This window comes from Streptosporangium sp. NPDC005286 (assembly GCF_040607515.1).
In the GTDB taxonomy this organism is placed as follows: Bacteria; Actinomycetota; Actinomycetes; order Streptosporangiales; family Streptosporangiaceae; genus Streptosporangium.
Genome location: NZ_JBEXGU010000004.1, coordinates 102,833 through 126,487 on the forward strand (window position 1 = coordinate 102,833; position 23,655 = coordinate 126,487).

The following is a 23,655-nucleotide window of genomic DNA, read 5'->3' on the forward strand; positions in this document are numbered from 1 at the left end:
CTCCCACTACGTGGGGATGCTGGGAGAGGTGCTGAGGTCGGTGAGTGTCGACAGGCCCGAAGAGGGTGATTAAAACGCGATGGCCGGGTGCCCGTCATGCGGCGGGAAGCCCGGCCTCACTTCGCGATTCGTACCCGACCGCGCACTACGCATCGTAGTTGCGTCGTCGTTCCTGTCCAACCGCTATTGGAGATCGCGCCGATCGGCAGCCATATGGCAGGAGCGACTCAACCCCCCAAGAACATCGCGTCCACTGGCGGACACGGTTTCGGGGAAGGAGCGGGCGGTCACCGGCCACTGTTCAGCCACGGATCCGTCTGGGGCGGGAGTTCACCTGCTGGACGACGAGGAGAGGACTGCGTTCGGCGGTGAACCAGTCCGTGACGATGACCCGTGAGGGATCACCCGCATGGGTGAGTGCCGCTTCGAGCGCGGTTTTGAGGCGAGGGCTTGTCAGGTCCTCCTCACATGCCTCCAAAGGATGGCGGACCACGATGGCGTACGGTGCGCGCCGCGCCTTCATCCCCATGACACCCATGTCCGGCAGCAGGAAGGTGCCGTCGTACAGCGCCTGCAGTCCTCCCAGCGACACCCGCTCACGTCTCGCCGACGAGGCGGTCAGGGCGAGCGGAGCGTCGGAAAGCACTGTGAACAGATCAGCGCCGAGCCGCCAGTCCAGCAAAGGGTGAAACACCATGTTGTCGTAGTCCCGCAGGCAGCCGTAGCACGACGTCTCACAGGCGTCGGCGTGCGCGGGGTCGGTGAGATCCGCGAGGAAGCGGGCGACATGCCCGGTGAACTCCTCGGCGACCTCGCCGAGATGAGTGCTGAACCCCGCGCCGTTCTCCAGCGCGTCCGCGAGAAAGGCGTACAGCGCCGTTCCCTCACGATGAGGTCCCGGGTGCACGCCCGCGATGAGTTCTCGCGGGTCGACGTCGAGAAACTCCGCGGCGGCGGTGCGTAGCAGGAACGCCAGTGAGTACCAGGCGGCGCGCCGCCCCTGATGGAGATCGGCGCGGAACCGGGGCCTGGGCAGGTCAAGGCCGAGCCGCAGGCCCTGCTCGGGATCCGTGGTCGCCCGCGGACCGACGAACAGGAAGTCCGTGGGGAGTACGGCACCGAGCGCGGCCCGTACCGGTTCCCCGAAGCCCTTCGCCGTCGGATCGACGTCCTGCGGTACGACGTAACCGCCCCAGTTGCCGGAGGCCTTCCGGAACGCGAACCCCTCGCCGTCGTTGTCGTTGACGATGTAGCGCTTCCCTGGCCCCGAGTAGAGTTTCGCGGCGCGCCACGACGTAGGGCGCAAGGCATCCAGATCGGTGGTGGCACGGGCGGTCACCATCCGGGCCGACCAGGAGAAGTTCCCGTCGAAATCTCGGGGCGGGCTGGCCCGGAATCCCACAGGCTCCCGCAGGTCCACAACGCGGAACCGCTCGAAGCCGCACAGTGGGCACGGCCCCTCCTTCCCCGGTCCCAGATGGTTGCATGCCGAGCACAGCCCGATCATCCGCTGGTTCGTAAGCGGTTCGGGAATCGGCCTGGGCTTGCCGTAGGAGTTGGGGACGAAGTCGGTGACGCCCACCACCGTGAAGACTTCGCCGTCCTTCACGATCTCGCTTCCGGGGGCGAAGGACGACACCGCGAGTGCGAGATCCCGATCGACGGTGGCATCCGGTGGCCATGGATACGAGCGGCTGGGTTCCTTCAGATAGAGCTGCCGCACTCGGGTGGGGAACCCGAACATGGGGAGTATCCCGAGATGCGCGAGGCGTTCGCCGAGGTCCTCGCTTTCCCCGGGAAGAGCGGCGAGCTCTCCGATACGGTCGAGGAGCCGTTCCGCCCATTCCTCATCGAATCGTTCAGGGGCGAATGCCGTGAAGGCGGTGAAGGCGGCGGCGCTCGAAACGATCAGGCCCGGGTTCTCGCGGCACCACCGACGGATGACGGGTTCGACCTCGGGCCACTCCGCCGCGTTGCCGAACTGGCCGTGAACACCGCCGGTGCGGTCGGCGGCGAGGCCGGTGGCCGCGAACGCCATCCGAAGGGTGTCGCTCGCGACGGTCCGCTCCAGAATCTCCAAGCGGTCCAATGCCAGGTAGGGCGGGGGAACGGGATCGTTGGTCACCGCTCCCGGATTGCGGAAGTAGTGCTCGTCGTGGCTCCGCCCCCGGCAGACAGTGAGGGCCACCGCGACCGGCGATGACCGACGACCCGCGCGACCGACCCGCTGCTGGTAGTTGAACCTGGTGGGCGGCATGTTCGCCATCACCACGGCGGACAGCGGTCCGATGTCGATTCCCGCCTCCATCGTGGTCGTCACCGAGAGCAGGTCCAGTTCGTGAACGAGAGGCCGCTCCTCCTCGTCGAGGAAGACCCGTTGGAACCGGGCCTGCCGTCGCTGCGCCTCCACCCGGCCGGTCTGCCCGGTCAGCTCCGCGCAGTTCAGCCGGAACGCTCCGGACGCGGTCGCGGCCTTCCACGCGTAGTAGTCGTCTTCGGCTGCTCTCAGCGGCTCCGGTTCCGCTGGGAGCCGCCCCCGGCAGCCCGTGCACACGCGGGCGCTCGGGGCGAGATGCTGTCGGCCACACATCCCGCAGCGCCAGGCGCGGTCCCCTGCGGGGCGGATCGCGACCTTCGCGGGATCGAGGAGGAAGTCGGTGACGATCCCCCGCCAGTAGGTCTCCGCCTGGTCGCGTACGTCATGGAAATCGAGGCCGTGGACCTCGGCGACCTTCTTCCAGTAACTGTTCAGCCGCTTGGGGACACTCGAGACGTAGGGGTCGCGGAGGTCGTGGAAGCGCCGCAGTTCGGCGAGGATCCGCAGGCTGCCCCGGCCGAGCCCGGCAAGCTTCGTGTCGATCCGCTGGTCGGCGGCGTCGATCCAGCCCATCCCCAGCGATTCGAAGTCGCGGTTCGAGCCGGAGAACAGCGCCTCCACGGTGTTCTCCAGCAGATCGCCTTCGGCGCTCTGCACGGTGCCGAGCAGCGCGTCGGAGAGTGCGGGAATGAGCCTCGGGGGCGTGACCGTCCAATCGTAGAGAGTGTGCCAGTCGGCCCCGCCGGGCTGCTGCACGGAGGGCCGGGGACCGGCCGGGTTGACGCCGAGCGCCATCAGTCGTCGGTGGATGACGGTCTTCGCGAGCAGCTCAAGGCGGAGTGGAGCGGTGAGTTTGGCCGCGGCGATCGCGGCCGCCTCTTCGTCCTCGTCGAGCCAGGCCAGACGTAGGTCCTTCAGCGCGTTCGGATCTTTCGCGGCGAGCCGATCGAGGTCGGCCCGGTTGCCCGAGGTCCTGGCTCGGGCGATGTCGTCACCGCTGACGGTCTGCTCCTTGGTTCCCTGTAGTGCGAAGATCCGCACCAGGTCCTGGTAGTGGCGCAGGGCGAGGCCCGCGGAGAGTTTCGCGGCGTTCTGCCGGCTGTCGGAGAAGACGATGAGTTTGCGGTCTGCGGCATCATCGAACTGGGTCGCGAGCTCCGTTGAGAGAACCTGGTTCACTTTTTCGAACCCGGTTCGCATGGCGCTGATGGGAGACAGTTGCCGGTCAGGGTGGGTCAGAGGGAGAACACCGATGGTGCTGTTCTTAGTGCGTTCCCAGTCGGCGGCGCACGAGGGGCAGCGGGTCGGGAACGGGGAGAGTTTGTCGAGGTCGACCCGAGACGCACCGGTCTCCGGGTTCTTGCTGGATTCGATGTGGAAGCTCCAGCCGGTCGTGCCCTCCTCCTGGTTAGTGAGTGTGCCGGCCCGAGGATTGAGGACGGAGCGGCGGAAGGACATGGTCACCGCGCCGCCTCCTCGCTGGAAGCTGTCGTTGTTGCCCGCCTGCTGCCGGTGAGTCCGGGGCCAGTACACGACATAGTTGTGGGCCGTGCGATCCGGCCTGGCCAGGTCCGGGATTCTCGACAGGTCCGGGGTGTCTGGAAGGAGGTGCGAGTCGAAGGCGGGACGGTCGAACGCTTCCCACGGGGCGTATCCACCGAGAAAAACGTCCCCGCAGGATCGGCAGAAGAGCAGTTCCAGCACGCGGGCGCCGCACACACAGAACGTCCGTGGCCGGGCGTACATACGGCCGATGCCCCGCCCCTCGTACGCGCCGCCTGGGATCTGAGGGCATGCCGGATCCGAGCACGCCCACATGCCCGAGACATTGCGGAAGAACAGGTGCGCGCGAATCTTCTCGGTGGCGGCGACCGTGGCGTCCCGGAGAGGGACCGTGCGGCCACCGCCCACCGCCAGCTTCCCCGGGATGAACTCGAATGACTTCTGGTTGACGGCGAAGAACTGCTCGGGGAAGGACCGGTCCCGCTCGGAATCCAGCGACGCCGATGTGGTGATGATCCGCAGCCGTTCCGGACGGTCCATGATGCCCAGCCGCTGCCGGAGATTCCGGAGGAGGTAGGCGACCTCCGTTCCGGCCGTACCCCGGTGGATGTGCAACTCATCGACGACCAGGGTGAATCGGGCCCCCGGCGTCTTGGTGAGCCAGCGCCGGGTCTCCGTGAAGAATCCTTCGTCGCGATCCCTCAGCAGCATGATGTTCAGCATCGAATGGTTGGTGATGAGCAGATCCGGCGGGGTGTGGTACATGTCCCAGCGCGACAGCATCTCGGCGCCGCCGGGCCGGGGCGCGAAATACCGGGTGTCACCGTCGGCCTTCGCCGCCTGACGGCTCCGGTCCTGCGCCTCCCGAAGGAAATCCCGTAGTTGCTTGACCGCACCCGTCTGGTCCGGTCGGCCCAGTACCGGGGTCGCCCCGGTGTACCGGCCGAAGTAGAAGCGGTGCCCGCCCCGGTTCGCGTCGAGCCACGCCCTCGCCGTCTCGCCGTCCAGCGCCCGGCGTAACCGCACCAGTTGATCGTCGACCAGGGCGTTCGTCGGGTACAGGATCATGGCCCGTACAGCCCGGGGACGTCCTCGTTCTCCCTCTCGGTGTGGCACGTACGGCGCGCCGGAATGATCCCACCAGTGCTTCACTGTCCCTGGCGTGCCACCCCAGGACCGGGATTCCGCGAGAAGGTCTGCGATGATCGGCAACAGGAACGCCTCGGTCTTCCCCGATCCGGTTCCCGCCGTTACGACCACGTTCCGGCCGGAGGTCAGAGAGTGGATCAGTGCTTCCTCTTGATGGGTGTACAGCTCCTGACCTGGGCCGAGCAGTCCCAACTGGGCGAAGTCGGCGAGTTCCGCAGGGGCACCGGCTAGCGCTGTGGAATCGGCGAGAGAGCGGCCTGTGGTCGTGTATTCCGGCCGCACCTCTACATAGGGCTCGGTGTACATCCCGCCCGGTGTGTCCAGCAACGACCGCCGTTCCGCCTGCAGCTGCGGATCCCGCAGCCGGAACGCCGTGTCGTAGTACCGCAGGTACGCCTCACGCAGCGCATCGAAGGTCTGCGTCACGTCGAGCCCGCTCATTGAATCTCCACTTTCCGGTGCAGCGATGTGGCGATCTTCTCCGCGATCTGTCGCGGCACCCCGTCATAGGCCAAGCCCCCCGTCACTCGCAGCGGTGGCAGACCCGTGCACAGGACCGCGGCCTCTCTGTGACGGCGGGGCAGTGGAGTCCGATGATCGATGGTGAGCCGTCCTGTGCCCTGCCGGGTGCCTTCGGCTTGATCCGCCTGCCAACGGAGAGGGTAAGTGGTGGAGGACAGGGACAGATGAATTCCCTCGTCCCTGCCGATGGGATACCAGTGGCGGTCGCGGAGGAGAACGTACTGGGGAATACGCCCGTGCAGGAGATATCTGTACAGCCCCGGAGACGGAATCGGGTCCGGTCGCGACTTCCTGAACTGTCCAGAGAACTTGTCGAAAACGGTCAACTCGGTGTTACGGGCAGGACCGGACCCAGGCTGCCCGAGTTTCAGAGGAGGTAGCTCATCCGCGATTTGCTCGGCGGCACACCGTGCGAGTTCGACGCCGAGTGCGCTCTGTGCCTGCTCCTCATGCCCCTGAAACCACACCGTCGATGGCGGCAGGATCGGAGTCTCCTGTCGGTGCTGGCACACGACCAGTCCCGGGAGATCTGTCCAGTTCTCCAGGGTGGGACGGGCACCGGTGATCAGGGTCACCTGGGTCTCACCGGGGAGGGGCGTCAGGGCCAACGGCCGGGCCTGCCAGGTGCGAGCGGTCCGGTCGAGGCGGAGAAAACCCATGGCCTCCAGCAACTCGATCCATTGGGAGGCATCGCCGGGGGTGGTCCAGGCAGCCCAGGCGATGTCGCGCCGGAGTCGGTCCAGCCGCCCCGAGCCGACCTCGGCGAGCCAGGACACGCAGAGATCCGGGTCGAATTCAGCGAGACTGTCAGTCATGGCCGCGACCGTTCACCGACGCCGTCTGCAGATATCTCTTATGGACTTCCCATACCTTCTTTAAATATCGCGTCCAGAGTTTCGCTGATGGCCGATGTTCGATCACGTACATGACTGTCCAGAATTTCCACATCTCCGGGGTGACCTGGCTGATCCGTGGTTCTTCTGGGCGGAGCATCTGGGCCTCGATAGTGCCGTCTGGGCGGTCGATCACGAGCCAGACGGCGGAGTCGGGGATCTCCATCGCATTAGGGCTGCCGGACAGTCCGGTGTGCCGCACGTGCCACCAGGCAGGCGGTTCCGCCGTGTTCAGGTCGGTGTGGTGACCTTCGGCGTCGATCACCGTGGCTCTTTTCACCGGGGGATGCTGGGAACTTGTTTTCGGTGGGTCCAGACTTCTGGGAACGTTGCCCTGCCGAGGGGTGTGCAGGTGGAAGGTAATCCGTCCGCTCTCGGTGTCGATCACATGGCTGCCGGCGGTGAGTCCTCGGCCTCTGAGCTCCGTCCGCTCTCCGTCGCAAGAGATGGGCTCACCGTCAAGCCGCACGTTGCCCACCCCTGTCGGCACCATCAGGTCCGGCTCACCCCCTACGAGGTAGTGCCGCCGTTCGCCGAAGTGTTGGACACGTAATCCACCTGCGAACCGGGGCCGTCGTGCCACCGCTCCGGCACCTTCGGTGAACTCGACGTCGGCCGCCACGAACCAGCCGTCTACGGAACTCTCCTCAGGGTCCTCCCAGGTGATACCTGCCTCTGTCAGAAGGTCTCTGGCCTTCTTCTCGCCTCGCGCATCGAAGAGGAGAAGTGAGGGCAAGTGGGGAGCCGCCTTTTCGACCTCCGTCCATCCGCCAAGGGGATCCTCTTGGAGGGTGATCGGGTTCATCTGGGATGGAAGGCTGACTTCCAGATGCTCGCCACGCGCGACAAACCCGGAGGTGAGGCTCTGGCCGATTTCCGGTAGGTCGCCTGAGAGCGCGTACAGAGATCCTCCGCCTTCTGCGGTTACCGAGAGACTGCCACCGGGGTGTGTCAGCACGTCCCCGCCGACGCCAACGAGGCGTTCTGCCCGCCACCGCAGTGTCCAGCCGTCCCGTGGGTCGTCGGCTGCGGTGATCCGCAACGGTAGTCGGCGCAATCCGATTGGAACCGGAGGGGGACGATCGTCAGATGTGGCGAGGGCGACCAGTAGCGGGCCGAGGAAATCGTCGAGGTCGCCTTTGCTCAGGGCCTCTCGGAGTCGGGCGGAGAGACGCGACCTGTTCTTCCACATCCGCAGCCCCTGCAGGAGGGCGGTCTCGTCACGTACCGTGCACTCTTCGAAGAACGGAGTCAGCCGCTGTCGATCGGCGGCGCAGATGAGGGCCTGCGAGCGGGCATATCCAATGAGCTTCTGTCCCGTGGAAGTGCGCAACGTGCTCACCCCCCGCGTTCCTCCGCGTTCCTCCAGCCACTTGTGGAGATACGTCCAGAGGTCTCTCACCGTTCCGTAATCACGCTGGAGATATTTCCCGTGGTTGGTCTGGTGTGACCAACTCGGCGGAGGGAGCAAGTCGGCCAGCCGAGCGTAGTAGTGGTGAGCACCCCTTCCGCCTTCACCGCGCATCCGAGTCGCGGCCAGAACGCACACCGCGAGTAGCGGCAGGCATGGCGGTGGATCTTCTCGTGTGGACCGTTTCCAGGTGAAGTACTCTTGGAGGATCGGCTCGTATGCGTGGCTATGCCAGTCGAGGGCCTCCTGCGCGACGGCAGCGCACAAGTCATCAATGGAATCGGTGGCCTTGGCATCGCCGTGTAACTGCACGGCTTTCTCGTCATCGACGAAGAACAGTAGTGGGTGACCGTTCTGGTCGGGGCCGAAGAACTCCTGGGTGAGGCGCCTCTGCCACCAGTTATAGGAGCGCATGAGGGCTATCCGTAGTGCGTGGATGGCATGTGATCACCCTCTTGGGGAGACCATCGGATTGATATACGTTTGGATTCAGTGAGGTCACGTCAGAACGCTCTTCGCCTGATCCGCGCATTGGCTGAGCTGAGTTGTGTTGAACGGTTCGGCTAAGCCAATCGGTAGCGGTAGTCGTGTGACCGCTTTGGTAGGTGACCCCATGACCAACAGACGTGGCGAGCGGTGTTCTGGTTTACCTGTGAGGCTTTTGAGTAGAAAGATCTATGCGAAAGGGCGCCACACGAGAATCTTTCGGATCATTTGAGTTATTTGAGAGATAAGCGGCACGCATAGCTATTTGTAGCCTGATGCGTGGTTATGTCCGACAGTAGGTTCCTTTGATTGAGTGTGCCGCGCTTCTGGGAGACCTGCCGCCCCCCCCGCCACTGCTCAGTACCTCCGGCCTGGACGACGAGGACGGATGTGGCCTCCATCTCGTCGGCCTGCTCCCGGCCGACCTCGGGCGGCGAGATCGTGTGGTGCGCGCCGGTGGCCCGGCCGTCTCCTGCGGATCAGGCCGGATAACCGCGGCTCCGAACGGAGACGCCTCCGGGCGAGTCATCCCTGCCGGAGGCCGCCCCGGTCCGCTCACCCCTGCGGGGACCGGGGCACGGAGCCGTTGACGAGTCCAGAGAGGAACTCCTGGGTCTCGGGATCCGTCGAGTACAGGACCACCCCTGCCAGCCCCCTGGTCAGCAGCACCTTGTAGGTGTTGCGAACCAGGCGGTCGAACTGCTCGGGGGTGACCGACGACTTCGTCAGGTCCTTGTCCTGGTTGCCCGCGCGCTCGGTGACGATCCTGCCGCCGCGCACCAGCAGGTCAGGTCCGATGATCACCCCGGCCCAGTCGAACTCCAGGCCCTGGGCCGTGTAGACGCAGCCGATCTGGCCGAACCCGCCGGGAGCGCTGGCCCAGATCTGGCTCGGGGGCGCCTCACCGACCCTGGAAGGGCTGTTCGCGTTCCAGGGGCGTTCCCAGTCGCCGATCTTCACGTCGGGGTGGAGGGTCTTGTCAGGATTCGGCTTGCTCCACGGCCAGCAGAATCCGGCGGTCATCCGGGCCGTCCAGCCCTCGGAGAGCTTGCTGGCCAGGATGGCCTCCATGTCCGCCGGGGACTCGGCGATGACCACCTCGAAGTTCTCGTCGCTCTCCCATGACTGCGGCCCCGCGCCGCCGTCCCACTCACCGTCCTCGACGCCGAGGCCGAGCAGGCTGCGCACCCACAGGTCGTAGGCGACGCTCCCACCGCACCGCCACTGGCCTTCGAGCGGGATGTGGTGATGGATGACGTTCAACTGCTGCGCGTAGGACTTGATCGCGGCCAGGGTGCCGACCTCGCCCGGTTTCACCACCTGGTGCTCGTCGAGGAAGAAGACCGGCACCCGGGCCGCGTTGATCAGGTCCTGGATCTGCGGGCGGTCGCTGCGCTTGCTCGCGTTGAACCGGTCGAAGGACTTCAGTCGGGCACGATGCGCCTCGTCGGCGATCAGTATGTCGACCTCGTTGGGCCCGGCGGTCGCGAAGTCGTTGAAGTATTTGAAGAGGTTCTTGAGCTCCTTGTCGCTGCCGGTGACGAAGCGGCGCATCGTCTCGGTGAAGGCTCGGGAGCCGGTGGCGTACCAGGTACGGCGCTTGGCCCTGGCCATGTAGTGCAGGAGCTCGATGGCCACGGCGGTCTTCCCACTGCCGGGACCGCCGGTGATGGTGACGACCCGTTTGGTGTTCGCGGCGAAGGAGCCCTCGACCGCGTGCCGCACGATCTCGAAGGCCTTCTGCTGCTGGTCCACGAGAATGAACTTGTCGCGCCCCTTGAGGACGTTCGCGGCCCTCTTGAGAAGAGGCTGGTTCGGCTGGACCCGCCCGTTGACAAGGCGTTCGGCCGCATGGCGCCCGTCCGTGTTCTCGAACCTGTCCTTGAGGTAGTCGACGAACGCACTCCGCTCCGTCTTGGTGAACAGCCGGACGTTGCTGTCCAGCGCTAGGTCGAAAAGACCCCGAACGCTCTGCCGCGTCGCGTTGTGCAGATACGCCACCCCCTCCACCGCGTCGGGCTCCCCGTCGACGGCGCTGCAGTTCTCGACGAGCTGCTGGCAGTAGTTGGAGACCTGGATGGCGGGATGGGGGTCGTAGTCGTTCCGGCTCCCCGGCACCGTCACGAGCTTCTCGTCCTCCTCGTAGAGCTCCGCCTCGCTCCACTGCTTGAGCTCGACCACGACGAAGAGGTCTTTCCCGGTGTGACGGTTGACCCCGGCGAGGATCACGTCCGCCGAGCTCCTCCTGTTGTGCGGCATGGGGAACTCGATCATCACCTCGATCCTGTCGAGTCCCGCGTCGTTCACATCACCTGCGAGGGCCGAGAGGCTGTTGGTCCACGCCCGCAGCTGGCTCTTCCCCGCGGTTCTTCCCGTCTGCCGCTTCGTCGATTCGGCGAGTGCCGCGGTGAACGCCTTCTCCATCTCGGAGGTCGGCGTGGAAAGCGTCGTGAAGAGCGTTCCGGCGGAAGCTCTGTAGGCAGGCCCGAACTGCTTGAGCATGCGTTACCCCCAGGGCACGAAGGATTCGTGCGGTGTGGGGGCGTGTCCGTCGCCGGAAGCCCGTCGGGCCGCGATGTCGATACGGTGAAGAAGTTGCTGCTTGTCTGTCGTGTTCTTCGGGCACTCAGGCCCGCATCAGCTTCCGGATGAACTCCTGGGTCTCCGCGTCGTCGGACCAGATGAAGGTGCCGATCATTCCGCGGGTGAGCAGGACCTTGTAGGTGTTGCGGATCAGCCGGTCGGCCTGCTCGTCGGTGGTTCCCCGGGTGAGGGCAGGGTCTCTGCTGGCCGCTCGAACGGTGACGAGCCTGCCGTCGCGGTAGACCAGGTCCGGGCCGATGATCACGCCGTTCCAGTCGTACTCGAAGCCCTGGGCGGTGTAGACGCAGCCGACCTGCTCGAAGCCGCCTTCCTGGGTCGCCCAGAGCGCGCTCGCGGGCGCGTCACCCACCGCCCGGTCGCCCTTGACGTTCCACGGGCGGGACCAGCCGTCGAGCCGGATGTCGTGGACGAGCGTGTCGTCCTGGCGGGGCTCGCTCCACGGCCAGCAGAAGCCGGCCGTCATCCGGGCCGAGTAGCCCTTGTCGAGCTTCGAGCGCAGCAGGGCCTCGAGCTCCTGCGGAGACTCGGCCGCCGAGACCGAGAAGTGGTCGTCTCCGAGCCACGGCGCGGGGCCGCCGGCTCGCAGGCCGAGGAGGCGCAGCACCCACTCCTCGTACGCACGGCTGCCGCCGCAGCGGAACTGCTCGTCGAGGGAGATCTCGTGCACCCGGAACCCGCGGGCCTCCGCGTGGCCCCTGATCTCGGCCACGGTGCCCATCTCGCCGGGCCGCACGACCTGGTGCTCGTCCAGCAGGAAGACGGGCACCCTGGCGGCGTCGATCAGCTCGTCGACCTGGCGGCGGTCGCTGCGCAGCCGGGCCGGGGTGTATCGGTTCTGCGAGGTCTCCCGGATCCGGTGCGCCTCGTCACAGATGAGGACGTCGAGACCGTTGTGCTCGGCCTTTATGAAGCTGTTGAAGTATTTGAAGAGACCCTTCACCTTTGAGGAGCCCTTGCCCGGCACCCGGCGCAGCGTCTCGGTGAACGAGCGGGACCCGGTGGCGTGCAGGACCGCGCGGCCCTGTCGTGACAGCTCGCCCAGCAGCGACAGCGCGATGACGCTCTTGCCACTCCCGGGGCCGCCGGTGATGACGACGACCTCTTTCGAGTCCGCCCCGCGAGCTCTGCCGACGGAGTTCAGCACGATCTCGTACGCCAGCCGTTGCTCGCCGAGCAGGACGAACTGCTCGCGGTCCCTGATCTCCTGGGCGGCGAGTTTGAGGAGCTGCTTGGAGGGGCGGACGGCGCTGGCGAGCAACCGGTCGGCCGCGGCGGCACCCGATTGAGGGGCGAACCGCTCGCGGAGGTAGTCGAGAAAGGCGCCGCGGCGGTTCTTGGTGAACATGCGGCTCCGCTCGCTCCGCACCTCCGCGTACAGATCCTGGACGTCCAGGTCGGCCGCGTTGTGCAGGTAGGCCACACCTCCGAGCGCGTCGCTCCGGCCCTCCAGGGCCGCGACGAAGTCGACGATGTAGTCGCAGTAGCCCTCGACCTGGAGCACCGGGTGCAGCCGGGGGCCGCCGGACACGCCTCCGACGAGCACGAGTTGGGGATCGTCCTCGAACAGCTCGGCCTGGCTCCACTGCTTCAGCTCCACCACCAGGTAGGCGTCGTCGCCGGTGCGGCGGTCGACTCCGGCGAGGATCACGTCGGCGCGCTTGCTGGTCAGCGGGAGCTGGTACTCGACGAGCATCTCGACGGCGCCGAGCCCGGCGTCCACCAGATCGCGAGCCAGGACGGGAAGACTCCGGTCCCAGGACCTGCGCTCGGCGTCGGAGGGGTTGATGTGCGCGGTCCTTCGGAGGTGCTCGGCGATGACCTCGCTCAACCGCCGTTCGGGAACCGAACCGTCGGTCACCGGCATGGCCAGACTTTCGGCGGAACGCCGAAATGCCGTCACGGACCTACCCCCAGGCAGCACGAGAGACTCGTGCGGTGTGGGGGCGTGTCCGTGCTCAGACGATGAGCGGAAGCCCGTCGGGCCGCATCACTACGTCAGGCACATTACAGCGATCATCCGACAAAATCAGGCGAGCGGCGGAGCCTTCCTGGCCGACCCCCGGTAGGTCTCCACGTCGTAGCGTCTGTCGCTCTGGTCGAGCTTGGCATGGGCGGCTTCGACGAGATCGACGTTCAGCACATCGGCGAGCCGGGTCAGGTAGACCATGACGTCGGCGAGTTCGGAGCGCAGGCGCCCGGCGGCCTCCGGGTCCTCCATGGCCCGCGCGGACTCCTCGGGGGTGAGCCACTGCAGCTCCGCGAGGAGTTCCCCGACCTCTCCGGCCAGGGCCATGGCCAGGTTCTTCGGGGTGTGGAACTGCTCCCACTCCCGCTCATGCGCGAACCGCCGCAACCTGCCAGCCAGTTCCTCAAGCTCTGTCATGGCAGCACGCTACAAGCCGTGGAAACCATGGTTCGAACCGAAGGCGCCGAGGTCGGTGAGCATCGACAGGCACGAAGGGGGGCGATTGACACGCGATGGCCGGGTGCCCGTCATGCGGCGGGAAGCCCGGCCTCACTTCGCGGTTCGTACCCGACCGCGCATTACCCATCGTAGTTGCGTCGTCGCTCCTGTCAATCGCTATCGGTGATCGAGTCCATGACGAAGGCCGGCGAGGAGCCGGAGGTGATCGCCGGTGAGCTCGGAGTCACCCTTGACAAGGTCAGAACCCTCCTGGGCCACGCCGCCCGCGATCCCCGCCTCGACCAAGACCTCCTTATCCTGCTGACTGTCTCTAGCCGGCCTCGCGTTCGGCCGCCTGGAGCCGCTGCCACTTCGCCATCGACTGCTTGATCTCCTCGCGTAGGAACGCGAAGAACCGGCGGGTCTCGTCCAGCCGCTGCCCGGCGAGGGAGTCGAGACCCAAGAGCGCGGTGCCCTCGTCGGCGCCGGCCTGCACCCGGACCAGCATCGGGTCGGACTGGCTGACGAAGTGACTCCAGGTGTGCTCGTGTATCCGGCAAAAGTCGTGCCGGGTACCGGGTTCGCGGCCGCGTTCGACCAGCCGTACCTGCACCAGGTATTTGACCGCCCCCGAGATCGCCGACGCGCCGACGCCCAGTTGCTCGGCGAGCTCGGCGGCCGACAGTTTGCCGGAGTCGGTAACCAGCAGCGCGGCGTACACGCGCGCGGCCATCCGGGGCATGCCGGCTTCGACCATGATCTGCGCGAAGCGTTCCCGGAAATCAGCGATGGCACCGTCGTTCGCTCGCGTCATCAAAGCTCCCTTAATCGTCGCGGACTCGCCAGTTTAAGATGATTCACAAACTTCACGAAATTCGTGAAATATGAGTAGTATCGTCGCTGTCATGAAAGACAGCGAACTCGTCGGAGTGCAGAAGACCCTCAGTCCCGTCCTCAGGGCCAAAGCACTGGACAACCGGCTGCCGGACCCGATCCTCGGCGACGAATACGCCGAACAGGCGATGCGCCGCCTCGATCCCGACTACGACAAGCGCAGATTCGGCACCAGCCAGCTGGGCCTCGCCGCCGTGGTGCGCGCCAAGGCCCATGACGACTGGGCCCGAAGCTTCCTCGCCGATCACTCCGACGCGGTGGTGCTGCACCTGGGCTGCGGCCTCGACGCCCGGGTGTACCGGATCGACCCGCCCGCCACTGTCGACTGGTACGACTTGGACTACCCCTCCGTCATCGAACTACGGCAACAATTCCTGCCGCCGCGCGAGCACTACACCCTGATCGCCTCCAGCGTCACCGACCTGGCCTGGCTGGAACGCGTCCCCCACGGTCGGCCGGTGCTGGTGATCGCCGAGGGACTAGTGCCCTACCTGACCGAGACTGACGTCAAGCGGCTGCTGACCTGCGTCGTCGATTCCTTCCCCACCGGCCAAATACAGTTCGACACGGTGTCGGTCTGGGCGTGGCGCACCTCGAAATGGGACCCCACGCTGCGCAAATACGGCACCCGGTTCCACTGCGGCTTCAACGACCCGGCCGCGCCGGCCGATTGGCACCCGCGGCTCGAATACGTCGACGAGGCGCCGATGAACGACTCACCGGTGCTAATGGCCAAGGCGCCCGCGAACGTGCGCCGCATGTACCGCCTCATGAACCTACTGCCGGGCATGAAACGGTCCACCCGCATCGTGCGGTTCCGGTTCTAACGCGCCGACGGCCAGTGCGGGCTGGACAGCAGCGAGGTGAACGCGGGGATCTCGCCACTTCTGGTCGCGATCTGATGCTGGGCGATCACGGTCCGGTCGTCGTTGCGTGCGGTGGCCAGCAGGTGCACACGGTGCCGCCGGTGCGGCTGCCCGTGGAGCGTCTTGCCGTCCACGGCCAGGCCGACCAGCGCCGGACGGCAGAGGTGTTCAGCGTGGACGACCTCAAGACGGCTTCAGCTTGAGCCGCTTCCTCGACGCACCAGGGAACACGACGACCAGATGCTGCTCCTCTCCTGCGTCGTCGACCCGCACGTAGACACGGAGCCGGTAGCGGCCCTTCCCCGCGATCGCCAGGTTCGGCATCGGGGCACCCGCGCCCACCTCTCCGCCCTCGCCCATCTCCGGCACGGTGAGACGGCCGCTGCGGCTGACGATCGGCATCTCGTTGACCTGATCCCACCCGGCCGTCCGCGGTGGCGGCGCGGTGCGGAAGGCCTTCACTGTAAGGCACAGATCAACGACGTCTGCGACGTGCCCGATGAGGGCGCTGTCGTCGTAGACCTTGTCCATCGCCTGCTCCGCCGCCTCGTCGGCCGCTTCGCCTTCGGGGTCGTGGACCACATAGCCGGGATCGCCGTCGACGAACAGGAAGTAGTTGGCCGTGGCCTGGACGACCCCCTTCGTTCGGGGCCACGGGTCGCGGCACTTCGCGTTCTTCTCGGCGATGTAGGCGGTGTTCGCCGCCTCCATCTCCGCCGTCGACCGCAGCAGCTCGGGATGGGTCGCGCCGACGACCTCCGGGCAGACGTAGACGAGGTCCCACGGGTCCACGCCCCAGGCGGGCCGCGTGCTCCCGGCCCGCGTCAGAATCGCCTCCTGCTCGTCGCGGTCCTTTGTGCGGCACAGCGCCCGCCCGTACGCGAGGATCCCCTGGTCCGACAGGTTGTCCGGGAACATGGGTGGGACCCCGCCATCTGTGCTCCGCGCCCGGCACAGGAACGCGGCGTCGCGTTCCGCGGGTTTCAGGTCGCCGAAGCTGGGCCGGTCATAGCAGTCCATCGACCAGCCGGTGTAGGTGAGGTGCGGGGTCTGCTCCGGGTGGATCAATGCGACGATCGGCAGTACGGCCACGGCCGCCACCGCGACGCGGATCACGCGCCGGCGCGCGGGCGGAAGGTCTGCCGGGCGGCCCTCAACGGGCAGTTCACGGGCGGTCGCCGCGATCCACACGGTGCTGACGAGCCCGACCGCGTCCATCATGACCAGCATCGCCAGATTGCCGCTGGGAATCCTCGCGAAGAGAATGTTGAGCGGGATCGCCAGCGCGTAGACGCCCACCGACAGCCACCCGGCGACCTGCGTGCCGCGGCTCCATCGGCCGTCGCGCCGCTGCCCGACGACCGTGATGATGGTCGCCGCCACTCCGCCCAGCATCAAGCCCAGTGCGACGATGTCGCCCGACCCAAGCTCTGGGAGGTCGAGTTCGTCGAGCAGTTCGTTGGCCATCCCGGCCAGCTCGACCGCGAACATCGCTCCGGCCGCCGCGCGCAGCATGCGGGACCGCCAGCGGATAACGAGCAGGTAGAGGACGTCGATCGCGGTCCATAGCGCGAGCTGGAATGCCGCGTCGACCGCGTCGGGGAGCAGCGCGATCGGATACCACAGCACGAGGGCGTACGCCACCGCCAGATACAGCAGTCGGCGCAGCGCCTTCTCTCGGCGGTCCAGCGGTCCCGGCGCGGGGGCGCGCAGGATCAGCCACAGGAGCGTGGCCTTCACCAGGGCGGCCACGAGCAGCGCCACAGTCGTCGGGGTGTCAAACCCGTCGCGCGCGTAGAACTCCGCATAGGCCGGTGGCGACCATTCGACGGCCGCCCAGAGCCAGGCGTCGCCGAGCACCAGGCCCGCGACCGCCGCCGCAAGAACCAGACCTACTAATCCAATCCTGATAATCCGCCAGGAACTATCCGAAAGCACGGAACGTGATCTTAGCGCGGCACCGCCGTACAGGCGGACACAGCGGAACGAGCGGTCCCGCCCCGCCGATCAGAGGGTGTGGAATATTCGGCGAAAAATATCCTCATATATCCGTTAATGTTATTCGTGTCTGCTTCGACATTGAGAGCCATGCCAAAAACAGGGTTAAGTTTGTTTCAGCGAACGGCCAGGCGTGGGTTCTGTGAGAGGTGTCGGCGGGCGTGACAAACGACCAGGAAGACCTGTTTCCGGACCTATGGGATAGGCGGCAAAGGCTTAACCTGTCGCCCGAAATTCCCGCTGAACCGGTCAAAAACAAACAGGCGGCCCCTGAGCTGGACACTCCCCAGACATTCGAACCGGGAACCTCCTTCCAGGTGCGTGACGCGTTCGAGAAGCTCGTCCGGCTGGACCTGCTCGGGCCATGGGGCGGTGACAGTGAGGAGCTCCCGCCCAGGACGTCGGGGCCGCGCGAGCGCTACCTGGTCGGCATGCTCGGCCCGAAGCCGTCGCCCAGGTCGGCCCGGGAGGACGCCGGCGAGCTGCCGGAGACCGAGATCGGGGTCGAGGGCGACAGCACCGACGGTGAGCTGCCGGAGGTGCTCACCCCGCAGAACCTCGGCCGGATCTGGGCCTCGTCCATGGGACTGTCGTTCGCTGTGCCCGGCGAGGTCGACGCGCTCGCGGTCACCGCCTCCTGGGGGCGTTACACCAAGACCGAGGCTGTGGCCGAGGATGCCAAGGGCAGGGTGAGCACCGTCTCCGCTTGGACGCGTAAGAGAGCGCCTCCGGGACCTCTGAGGGCCCGGGGTCCCCTGCTGCCGGAGACGAACCGGAGACCGGGACGGCGGTGGACGTCGAGTTCAACGAGGCGATGCGCTCCGTCTACGACAGGGCGCGCGCCGAGGCGAACTACCACGCCACGTACTTCCTGAGCATGCTCGCCGAGCACGGCAGCCTCGCCACGGCCCGCAAGCTCCTACACGCGCCGGCGGTGTCCGACGGCTTCGCCGCTCTCTGGGAGCGCGGGCGCCTCGACCTGACCGTCGAGGCGCTGGTCGTCCAGCCGCGCTTCGCGGACCTCTTCACGCCGGCCGAGATCGAGATCGCCCACCACCGCCTCGGCCAGTTCGGCTACCACTGCTGATTTTTAATTCGTGGAGTTACGAAGATTTGAGGACCAGGCCAGTCCCGGCCAGGCAGCCGTCGATCAGATACGGTCGGGTTGCGTCCACGGCCGTGGTGTACAGCCCTGTTTCAGTGGTTTCCGGCTGCTCGCCGCGCTTTTTCGCAAGCCCGGGACGGATGTTCCGGCGATGATCGACCCCAGCCATAGTGCCGATCTTCGATTGAGTATCGGGGCGTGCTTCGGTCTGTACGGAGGCGTTGTCCGAGTACTCGCCGAGGCGGCGCGTGCTAGGGGCGAGGCCGGTCCAGGTCGAACGCCACGCCGGCCAGGCGGATTGTGCGCACCCTCGGGTCCTTGAGCAGCTCTCGCAGCTCGCGGACCGAGCTGAGCTGGTCCACATAGCCGTAGGCGAGCCCGGCCTCGGCCGCCTTGTGCAGCCGGTTCAGGGACAGGTCGAAGGAGCGCAGGTTGGCGTTGTCGTGGTCACGCAGCAGGCCGGCCCAGTTGCGGAACTGCGGCAGGCTGCCACCGCACATGTCATCGGTCATGTCGCCGCCCTTGCCGTGGTCCAGCGCGTCGGTCCAGTAGTCGAAGCCCCAGGTGATCGGGAGGGAGCCGGGTCTGCGCTCGTACACGACCCGTTCGGCGCAGGAGCGGTACTGCTTTACGAACGCCTTCAGGTCGGCCTCGCCGAGCGGCTGCTCGAACTCCACCACCGCCAGCGCGCTGAGGTCGGCGGGCAGTCGGGCGAGCACCGCGCGCACCTCGTCCTTGGCCGTCAGCGTGGTGCCGACGTTGAACAGGGACTGGGAAAGCCTGGTGTTGGCGGTGTGGCCCAGCGGCAGGCGTCGCACGCGGCCGAAGAAGTCCTGACTGATCGTGTACGACTCGCTCCCGACCGGCCAGGCTCCGGCAGGCCCCATGGGACGCGCGGTCACCTCGAACGACATCGATACGGGTGTGGTCTGGCAGCAGGAGTCGATCGTCGCCATATAGGCCGGGCTGTAGATCTTGAAGGCGGTGCCGAGCACGGCCTGCATGCGGCGTTCCCGGTCGCCGCGGGTCTGCACCAGGGACGAGCCCTCGGTCGCGGCCACCGCGAGCAGCGCCAGCACGGCCAGGACGATGGCGACCGTCCTGAACAGCCCCCGCCGGACCGCACGCCGGGTGCGCTTGGGGTCGAAGTCCGGCAGGTCTGGCATCTCAGGCATGTTCATTGGTTCTCCCCATAAAGGTCGGCGAAGGCGGCTCTCGCCCGCCACACCGCAGTTTTGATCGAGTTGTGCGACCTGCCGGTCATCGCGGCCACCTCCACCATCGAGAAGCCCTCGAAGTAGACCAGCGTGAGTAGCCGGCACTGCTGCTCGGGCAGCCGCTCCAGCGCGTCGCGCACGTCCAGCGATTCCACGTGAAGCGGCGGCACGCCCAGCTCGTCGGGGTTCGGGAGGGCCAGCTCGCGGTGGCTCCTGCGTACGTGATCCACCAGGGCGTTACGCGCGATCGTGAGCAGCCACGCCGCCGCGTTCTCCCCCCGCCAGCCGAGCAGTGCCCTGGTCGCCTTGATGAACGTCTCCTGCGCCAGGTCCTCGGCGAGATGCGGATCACGGGTCCTGCGCAGGAGGAACCCGCACACGAGCGGCCAGTGCTCGCGGTACAGCTCCTCGATGATGTCGCCCCCCGAACGGTTTCGATTGGAGTGCCATGCCCCTGACCCTGAAGGAGATCGAGGCGCTGCCCGCCGACCCTGAAGCGCTGAAGAAGCGGGCCCTTGAGGCGATCCGCAGAGACAAGGACGCCGTCGGTCCGGCGGAGGAGTCCCTGTCGCGCACCTTGGCCTCGCTCCTGTATGAACTGCCCGCCTCCCCACAGGTGCGCGGCGCCGCCTACCGGGCGCTGGCGACGCTGCCCGGGGTGCGGGTCGAAGGCCGGAGCACCGACCCGCGGGGGCGCTCGGGTGTCGCCGTGATCTTCCTGATACAGGGCGACCGAACCCCCCGGATCAGGCTGATCATTGACCCCGACACCTCCAAGGTGCTGACCTTCGAGGTCGCAGGCGTGCCGGAGAAGGGGGTCAACGTGGTGCTGGAGTCCGGTTGGACCGACACCAAGCCATCCCCGCCCTCGACCGAGTGACGGCCACCGGGCTGACCAGTGCGGCACCGCCTGGGGTCTGGCCGGCGGCGGTGTGGACCTCGCGGGCCGCGACGCCCCGTGCCTACGACTGGAAGGCCCACGCGTCCCGGGGAATCACGTATGTTATGGCTCCTTGAGTAGGCGGAGAACAGGCGTGCCGGGAGTACGCGGCCATCAACGGCCTGCTGTCGCTACTCCGAGCCGCCGACCCGCACCCCTAGTTCGCTTCCCGCTGGTCAGCGAGCCTCGGTCTTCCTTCTCCTCCGAACACAGCTCGTGCCGGATGGACCCGATCTGTGTACCGGTGAAGAGATCTACCAGCGTCCGCGCTGCTTGCCGGATGTCGGCATGGTCCCGTAGCGAACCGTCCGCCGGGATCGGGACGCGACTGCTTCAGCGGAGGGTCTGTGTGCCGATGACGGACAGCAGGTTCAGCTTGTCGTGGCTCTCGCTGCCAGGAATGGCGGTGTAGACGAGCAGCGAGTGGGCCTGGTCGGGGTCGACCAGTCTCTGGCACGTCAGCTCCAGGGCTCCGACTTCGGGGTGGATGAAGTGCTTGACCGCGCGGGGGCGTATCCCGATCTCGTGGGCGTCCCACACTCGCCGGAACTCGTCGCTGCGGGCGAGGAGCAAGTCAGCGAGGTGTGCGGCTCGGGATTCGGGGCCGCGGAGGGTGACAATCTCGCGCAGCCCCGAGGTGAACATCCGGGTGAGGAACGGATGTTCTTCGGGCGCGTAGAGCTGCCGGGCGGCTGGATCGGTGAACCACCGGTACCCCATGCTGCGGGCGGGCCCGGTGTATCGGGTCGTGTCGCCGGTGAGCGCGACGCCCGTTGAGGTCTGCCGCAGGGTCTCGCCGAGCTCGGTGACGATCTCCGCGGGAGTGTCGTTCAGGCGGTCGAAAATGCGCAGCAGGCCGGGGCTGATGTGCTCGCTGACTTCGCCGCGGGCGGGCGGGTTCTGTCCCGCGAGGCGGAACAGATGGTCTCGCTCGTCGAGCGAGAGGTGCAGGCCCTGGGCGATCGAGGCGAGCATCTGGCTCGACGGCCGCGGTCCGCGTTCTCGCTCAAGGCGGGAGTAGTAGTCGGTCGACATGTGGCACAGCGTCGCGACTTCCTCGCGCCGTAGCCCGTTTGTCCTGCGACGGGGACCGCGCGGGAGGCCGACGTCCTCGGGTTGCAGCACCTCCCGACGACTTCGGAGGAACTCCGCCAGCCCGGCGCGATCGATCATGGCATTCCCTCCACTCGCGGTGCTGCTTCGTTTCTATCGTCCTCGCGCGACGGCAACCACGGACCGTTGATCCCCCTCTCCGAGGTCTCCGAGCGGATGAGTCCGCATCCGTGGATCGGCAGTCCCTGGAACATCCACGCAGCGTCCGGGACCGTGGATCCGAGACGACAACACAAGGAGCAGAGCAATGTCGCGTCAAGCAATCGACATCACCATTCCGGACCTGTCCGGAAAACGCGCGCTCATCACCGGGGCCAGCGACGGAATGGGACTGGGAATGGCCGCGCGACTCGCCGCAGCCGGCGCAGACGTCCTCATGCCCGTCCGCAACCCCCGCAAGGGCGAGAACGCGATCGCCAGGATCCGCCAGAGCCTCCCGAACGCGAAGGTCTCGCTGCGCAGTCTCGACCTGTCGTCGCTCACGTCGATCGAGGCCCTCGGAGATGCTCTCCGCGAGGAGGGGCAGCCCATCCACATCCTGATCAACAACGCAGGTGTGATGACCCCGCCGAGCCGGCAGACCACAGCGGACGGCTTCGAACTCCAATTCGGCAGCAACCACCTCGGCCACTTCGCCCTCGTCGGCCGCATCCTCCCGCTGCTGCGCGCCGGCCACGCCCGCGTCACATCGCAGGTCAGTATCGCCGCGAACCGCGGCGCCATCAACTGGGACGACCTGAACTGGGAACGCGGCTACAACGCCATGCGCGCCTACCAGCAGTCCAAGATCGCATTCGGGCTCTTCGGTCTCGAACTGGACCGCCGCAGCAAGACCTACGGATGGGGCATCACCAGCAACCTCTCCCACCCCGGAATAGCCCCCACCAGCCTCCTCGCCGCCCGCCCCGAGCTCAGCCGCGACAAGGACACCGGCGGCGTCCGCCTGATCCGCGCGCTCTCGACCCGCGGCATTCTCGTCGGCACCGTCGAGACCGCGATGCTGCCCGCGCTCATGGCCGCGACCGACCCCGACGCCAAGCCCGGCGCACTCTATGGACCCAGGGGCCTCGGCAACCTCGGCGGCCCACCCGCCGAACAACGGATGTATTCCCGGCTACGCGGCACGGACGACGCCGAGCGCATCTGGCAGATCTCGGAGCGGCTCACCAAGACCACCGTTCCGACCACTTGACCAACGCCGAGGCCCTCTTCTCCGGCTGCCGGACGGGGAGGGCGATGCCAGATACTTTTCTATTTCGCGGTGAGCGGGTACCGCTAGGCCGTGGCTGGTGACCGCATCGACTGCAGATGTTTCCGCCGCAGTGATCCGGTGCTTGGACAGACCGACGTCAGGCTCAAGCTCTGAGACGGGGCGCTGGAGAGGCTTGCCACCTGGACCCAGGTTGCGTCCACGGCCGTGGTGTACGGCCTCGTTGCAGCGGCTTCTGGCTGCTCGCCGCGAGAGGGCCGGACGGCACACGGCGTGTCCGGCTCAGTTGAAGACGGAGACGCGGGTGCGGTGGTGCCGTGGTGTGTCGATTTCGTCGATCACCGCCACCGCGAGGTCCGCATAGGACAGCTGCGCTGATGCCGATTGCGGCACGGTTTCTCCTCCGATCCGGTAGCGGCCGGTTCTGGGACCCGTCGATTCCAGCAGCGCGGGCGGGGTCAGCATGAGCCAGTCGACCGCGGTGTTCCCGGCCGCCCGGAGCCGGTCCAGACCGGCCGTGTGCGCGATGGCGAACGGCCGGATCTCAGCCGGGAAGACCGAGGGATCGTCCATCACCAGCTGCCCATGGGCGTCGTGGAGGTTCGCGAACAGTCCGACCAGAACGAGCCTGGGCACGCGCGCTTCCGCCAGACCGTGCAGCAGTGCGTCGGCCGCCTTCACGAAGAACTGCGGGTCGAGGTCGGCGAAGCCCTGCTCCGGGCCGGAGAACGGACTCACCGCCTGAACCGCGGCGTCATGGCCGGGCACGATCGAGGAGATCGCCGCCACGTCTGTGACGTCGCCCCGCACCACGCGGACGCCGTCTGCCTGAATGTCGCGGTACCTGTCCGGATCCCGGACCACGGCCGTGACGCGATGTCCGCGCTCACGTGCCTCAGCCGTGATCGCCCGTCCCGCCCGGCCCCCCGCCCCGAAGATGACGATGCCGCTCATGTCGCTCCAATCCGGCCGCGTATGTCGCCGCCGGACAGAACGGTATCCAGGAGATACTGGTTACCTCAA

General features: G+C 66.9%; 18 protein-coding genes. 4 read left to right on the forward strand and 14 right to left on the reverse strand.

Annotated elements, in window-relative coordinates; all coding sequences use genetic code 11:
• Positions 1 to 301 precede the first annotated feature (301 nt).
• The 7 genes from ABZU75_RS03110 to ABZU75_RS03140 all read right to left on the reverse strand — a co-directional run bounded on the left by ABZU75_RS03110 (position 302) and on the right by ABZU75_RS03140 (position 14,103).
• Entirely contained in the window at positions 302 to 5,410 is a 5,109-nt protein-coding gene (locus tag ABZU75_RS03110; RefSeq protein WP_355548914.1) for a DEAD/DEAH box helicase, read from the reverse strand.
• Positions 5,407 to 6,306, reverse strand: coding sequence for a hypothetical protein (locus ABZU75_RS03115; protein WP_355548917.1), 900 nt, complete (start codon positions 6,304 to 6,306; stop codon positions 5,407 to 5,409). The genes ABZU75_RS03110 and ABZU75_RS03115 overlap by 4 nt, the downstream gene beginning before the upstream one ends.
• Positions 6,299 to 8,209 (reverse strand): hypothetical protein, encoded by a 1,911-nt coding sequence (locus ABZU75_RS03120; RefSeq protein ID WP_355548920.1) that lies wholly within the window; start codon positions 8,207 to 8,209, stop codon positions 6,299 to 6,301. The genes ABZU75_RS03115 and ABZU75_RS03120 overlap by 8 nt, the downstream gene beginning before the upstream one ends.
• A gap of 627 nt (positions 8,210 to 8,836) precedes the next feature.
• Positions 8,837 to 10,783 carry a DUF2075 domain-containing protein gene (locus ABZU75_RS03125; protein WP_355548923.1) on the reverse strand — a complete coding sequence of 649 codons (1,947 nt, stop codon included), beginning with the start codon at positions 10,781 to 10,783 and terminating at the stop codon, positions 8,837 to 8,839.
• Positions 10,784 to 10,907: 124 nt separating this feature from the next.
• The gene (locus ABZU75_RS03130; RefSeq protein ID WP_355548926.1) at positions 10,908 to 12,749 is read right to left on the reverse strand and encodes a DNA/RNA helicase domain-containing protein; all 1,842 of its coding nucleotides are present in this window, start codon (positions 12,747 to 12,749) and stop codon (positions 10,908 to 10,910) included.
• A gap of 162 nt (positions 12,750 to 12,911) precedes the next feature.
• Entirely contained in the window at positions 12,912 to 13,268 is a 357-nt protein-coding gene (locus ABZU75_RS03135) for a nucleotide pyrophosphohydrolase (RefSeq protein ID WP_355548929.1), read from the reverse strand.
• Positions 13,269 to 13,620: 352 nt separating this feature from the next.
• The gene (locus ABZU75_RS03140; protein WP_355548932.1) at positions 13,621 to 14,103 is read right to left on the reverse strand and encodes a MarR family transcriptional regulator; all 483 of its coding nucleotides are present in this window, start codon (positions 14,101 to 14,103) and stop codon (positions 13,621 to 13,623) included.
• Positions 14,104 to 14,194: 91 nt separating this feature from the next.
• On the opposite strand from ABZU75_RS03140, the gene ABZU75_RS03145 reads away from it, so the two are divergent.
• Complete coding sequence (locus ABZU75_RS03145; RefSeq protein WP_355548935.1) at positions 14,195 to 15,010, forward strand: class I SAM-dependent methyltransferase; 816 nt, start codon at positions 14,195 to 14,197, stop codon at positions 15,008 to 15,010.
• On the opposite strand, the gene ABZU75_RS03150 is transcribed toward ABZU75_RS03145, so the two are convergent.
• The 3 genes from ABZU75_RS03150 to ABZU75_RS03160 all read right to left on the reverse strand — a co-directional run bounded on the left by ABZU75_RS03150 (position 15,007) and on the right by ABZU75_RS03160 (position 17,678).
• Positions 15,007 to 15,183: a hypothetical protein gene (locus ABZU75_RS03150; RefSeq protein WP_355548938.1), complete on the reverse strand. Its 177-nt coding sequence runs from the start codon at positions 15,181 to 15,183 to the stop codon at positions 15,007 to 15,009. The two genes, ABZU75_RS03145 and ABZU75_RS03150, sit on opposite strands and share 4 nt — an antisense overlap.
• Positions 15,184 to 15,232: 49 nt before the next feature.
• Complete coding sequence (locus ABZU75_RS03155; RefSeq protein ID WP_355548941.1) at positions 15,233 to 16,987, reverse strand: hypothetical protein; 1,755 nt, start codon at positions 16,985 to 16,987, stop codon at positions 15,233 to 15,235.
• A gap of 478 nt (positions 16,988 to 17,465) precedes the next feature.
• Positions 17,466 to 17,678: a hypothetical protein gene (locus ABZU75_RS03160; RefSeq protein WP_355548944.1), complete on the reverse strand. Its 213-nt coding sequence runs from the start codon at positions 17,676 to 17,678 to the stop codon at positions 17,466 to 17,468.
• A 159-nt stretch (positions 17,679 to 17,837) separates the two neighbouring features.
• Between ABZU75_RS03160 and ABZU75_RS03165 the strand changes: the two genes are divergently transcribed.
• Entirely contained in the window at positions 17,838 to 18,134 is a 297-nt protein-coding gene (locus ABZU75_RS03165) for a hypothetical protein (protein ID WP_355548947.1), read from the forward strand.
• 269 nt (positions 18,135 to 18,403) lie between these two features.
• On the opposite strand, the gene ABZU75_RS03170 is transcribed toward ABZU75_RS03165, so the two are convergent.
• Positions 18,404 to 19,327: a hypothetical protein gene (locus tag ABZU75_RS03170; RefSeq protein ID WP_355548950.1), complete on the reverse strand. Its 924-nt coding sequence runs from the start codon at positions 19,325 to 19,327 to the stop codon at positions 18,404 to 18,406.
• 2 nt (positions 19,328 to 19,329) lie between these two features.
• Positions 19,330 to 19,785, reverse strand: coding sequence for an RNA polymerase sigma factor (locus ABZU75_RS03175; RefSeq protein WP_350912724.1), 456 nt, complete (start codon positions 19,783 to 19,785; stop codon positions 19,330 to 19,332).
• 32 nt (positions 19,786 to 19,817) lie between these two features.
• Here ABZU75_RS03175 and ABZU75_RS03180 point away from each other — a divergent pair, with 32 nt between their 5' ends.
• Entirely contained in the window at positions 19,818 to 20,249 is a 432-nt protein-coding gene (locus ABZU75_RS03180) for a hypothetical protein (RefSeq protein ID WP_355548993.1), read from the forward strand.
• 393 nt (positions 20,250 to 20,642) lie between these two features.
• On the opposite strand, the gene ABZU75_RS03185 is transcribed toward ABZU75_RS03180, so the two are convergent.
• Positions 20,643 to 21,482 carry a helix-turn-helix transcriptional regulator gene (locus ABZU75_RS03185; RefSeq protein ID WP_355548953.1) on the reverse strand — a complete coding sequence of 280 codons (840 nt, stop codon included), beginning with the start codon at positions 21,480 to 21,482 and terminating at the stop codon, positions 20,643 to 20,645.
• 187 nt (positions 21,483 to 21,669) lie between these two features.
• Between ABZU75_RS03185 and ABZU75_RS03190 the strand changes: the two genes are divergently transcribed.
• Positions 21,670 to 22,614, forward strand: coding sequence for an SDR family oxidoreductase (locus tag ABZU75_RS03190; protein WP_355548956.1), 945 nt, complete (start codon positions 21,670 to 21,672; stop codon positions 22,612 to 22,614).
• A 300-nt stretch (positions 22,615 to 22,914) separates the two neighbouring features.
• Here the strand turns inward: ABZU75_RS03190 and ABZU75_RS03195 are convergent, their stop codons facing one another.
• Entirely contained in the window at positions 22,915 to 23,586 is a 672-nt protein-coding gene (locus ABZU75_RS03195) for an NAD(P)H-binding protein (protein WP_355548959.1), read from the reverse strand.
• Between the last annotated feature and the right edge of the window lie 69 nt (positions 23,587 to 23,655).